We start from the raw sequence: 2,666 nt of genomic DNA, 5'->3' as shown, positions 1-2,666 counted from the left end.
GGCGCCCCAAGGGGGGCGTGCCCGGGAGCCCCGCCCTGGGTCCGTACCCCGTCCCGGGGGCCCGCCACCCGGCAGTCCCCGGGCCGCTGCCCTCTGGGCGCAGCCGCTCGGGTAGGGAGCGCCGGAATGAGCCCTGTCGTCGGAGCCCCTCGGGTAGGGAGCCCCGGGAACGAGCCCTGTTGTGAACGAGCCTTGTTGTGGGGGCCCTGGAAACGAGCCCCGTGGTGGGAGCCCCGGGGCTCCGGGGGGAGCCCCGAGGGGGCTCGCTGTGTGGGGAAACGGCTCAAGGTGGGGCCGGGGAGGAGTGGGATGAGGTGGGGAGCGAGGTTGTCGGTGGGACGAATTAGGCTCGCGTCATGAAGCGCCATGAACGAATGAACGCCCTGCTTGAGCTGCTCGGGGACCGGGGCCGGGTGGACGTCGAGGAGGCGGCGGCCGAGCTGGCGGTGTCGGCCGCCACGATGCGGCGCGACATGGATGCGCTCGCCGAGCAGCAGCTGCTGGTCCGCACCCGGGGTGGGGCGGTGCTCAGCTCGGTGGCGTACGACCTTCCGATCCGGTACAAGCACGGGCACCGTTCGGCGGAGAAGGAGGCGGTGGCGAAGGCGGCGGCCAGGCTGGTGGAGCGCGGTCATGTGGTCGGGTTGAGCGGGGGGACGACGACCACGGCGATCGCCCGGGTGCTCGCCACGCGCCCCGATTTCGCTGAGGCGGGTCCGCAGCCGCATCTGACGATCGTGACCAACTCGCTGAACATCGCCAACGAGCTGGCCGTCCGGCCGCAGATCAAGATCGTGCTCACGGGTGGTGTGGCGCATTCGCGGTCCTATGAACTGGTGGGGCCGTTCAGCGAGTTGGTGCTTCAGCAGATCTCCGTCGACCTCGCCTTCATCGGAGCCAATGGCGTGGATCCGGTGATGGGCGCAACGGTGCACGACGAGGCGGAGGCGCGGATCAACCGCCTCATGGCCGAGCGTGCCCAGCGGGCCGTGGTCGTCGCGGACTCGTCGAAGGTCGGTGCCCGGTGTTTCGCCAGGGTCGGTGACGCGGATGTCTTCGACACCCTCATCACGGACGAGGGCGTGAGCGAGGAGACCCGGCGGGAGTTCGCGGAGCGGGGGCTGAAGGTGGTGGCGGCTCGCTTGTCCGGGCCGGAGTCGGGGCGCGGGGATGGAAGCGGGAACGGGGTCGAGGTCGGGGCCGCCGGTTCCGAGTCCGGGTCTGGGTCCCGGACAAGCTCCGGATCGGGGCGGGGTCAGGCAGCTGCTGATCGGGGGTAGTGGTCGGGAGGCGGTGCGTGGGGCGGTCGGGTTGGTTGGGGCTACGGGGTGGTTCCGGCCCTGGCCCCGGCTCCTGCGCTAGCTCCGACTTCGGCTGCGGCTGCGGCTGCGGCTGCGGCTGCGAGTGGTCCCGGTCCCTGCGTGTCCCGACTCCGGTGACGGGGTGGACCAGGATCGTGCGCTGGTTGCGGCGTCGGGTGGATTCCGGCCCGGGTGTTGGGGGCCGACTCCGACTCCGGCTCCGGCCCCGGTTGCGGGGCCGGGGCCGGGGCCGGGTGCGCCCCCTCTCCGGTGCCGGTTCGGTTGCCGAACCCGCCCGAGTTGCGGCACCAGGCCCCAGTTGCGGCGCCCCGCCCCGGTTGCGGCGTCCCTTCCTGTCTGAGGCCCGTTGCTAGGCGGAGGCGAGGTCTGAGGGAGTGTTGGAGGCGCGCATTACCAGGCGGTGTCGCCGCGGAGGGTGGCGTCGGCGCCGCCGTCGGCGAAGAGGATCTGGCCGGTGACGTGGGTGTTCTCGGGGGAGGCCAGCCAGGCGAGGAGGGGGGCTATCTGTTCGGGGCGGGCGTGGCCGTGGAGGGGCATCGGCACGCTGGCGTCGACAACCTCGCGCATCGCGGGGTCGGCGAGCATCGGCGCGGTCATGGGTGTGGTGACCGTGCCGGGCCCGATGGCGTTGAGCGGGATGCCGGCGCCCGCCCAGTCGTCGGTGATGGCCGTGCGGCGCAGCCAGCGGACGAGGGCGTGCTTGGAGGAACCGTAGACGGTATGGCCCTCGCCCCGGTCGATGGCTGCCTGGGCGGCCGCGACGGCGGTGTCCTCGTCACCGGCCAGGGCGGCGTTGACGATGGCCGGATCCGGCGGGTGGATGGCGGCCGCCGAGGAGACGAGTACCGCGCGCGGGTCGGTTCCGGCGGCGAGGAGGGGGCGCAGTGCTTCGAGGGTGGCGACCGTCCCGAAGTAGTTGACGCGGAGGGTACGGGGGTGGAAGTGGGCGAGTCCGGCGCAGGCGATCACGGCATCGAGGCATCCGGCGGTCAACTGCCGGGCGTTATCTGCTAGTTGCGCTCGTCCGGTGAGGGTGGCGAGGTCTGCCGCGATGTCGGTGTCCTGGCCTTGGAGGTCGGCGGTGATGACGGTATGGCCCCGGTCGCGGAGGAGGGTGGTGGTGGCGCGGCCGATCCCGGAGGCGGCTCCGGTGACGAGGTAGGTGCGGCGAGGCATGGTCGGCTCCTTCGTTCGTTCCTGCGTTCCTGTGCATGGTGGTGCGGTTCGGGCCGGGCGGGTCGGTTCGATGAGGATCGGGACGGTGTGGGGTTGGCGCGGTGGGGTGCGGGGAGGTGCGGCTGGGTTCTTGCGTGAGGCGGTTGGGGCTGGGGCTCTGGGTGGGGC

At 72.4% G+C, this 2,666-nt stretch carries 2 protein-coding genes; one reads left to right on the top strand and one right to left on the bottom strand.

The genetic code is table 11. From position 1 onward, the window contains the following. The first annotated feature begins 356 nt into the window (after nucleotides 1-356). Nucleotides 357-1,280 carry a DeoR/GlpR family DNA-binding transcription regulator gene (locus tag ADL22_RS13290; protein ID WP_234430676.1) on the top strand — a complete coding sequence of 308 codons (924 nt, stop codon included), beginning with the start codon at nucleotides 357-359 and terminating at the stop codon, nucleotides 1,278-1,280. Nucleotides 1,281-1,712: 432 nt separating this feature from the next. Here ADL22_RS13290 and ADL22_RS13285 read toward each other — a convergent pair whose 3' ends face one another. After that, nucleotides 1,713-2,498: an SDR family oxidoreductase gene (locus ADL22_RS13285; RefSeq protein ID WP_066977668.1), complete on the bottom strand. Its 786-nt coding sequence runs from the start codon at nucleotides 2,496-2,498 to the stop codon at nucleotides 1,713-1,715. Between the last annotated feature and the right edge of the window lie 168 nt (nucleotides 2,499-2,666).

The sequence above is a fragment of the Streptomyces sp. NRRL F-4489 genome, from assembly GCF_001509485.1.
GTDB lineage: Bacteria > Actinomycetota > Actinomycetes > Streptomycetales > Streptomycetaceae > Streptomyces.
This window is presented reverse-complemented; position numbering and strand designations above follow the sequence as displayed.

What these genes read in the sequence shown, in the direction of transcription:
- ADL22_RS13290 (WP_234430676.1), top strand. Translation starts at nt 357, where the DNA reads ATGAAGCGCCATGAACGAATGAACGCCCTGCTTGAGCTGCTCGGGGAC.
- ADL22_RS13285 (WP_066977668.1), bottom strand. Translation starts at nt 2,498, where the DNA reads ATGCCTCGCCGCACCTACCTCGTCACCGGAGCCGCCTCCGGGATCGGC.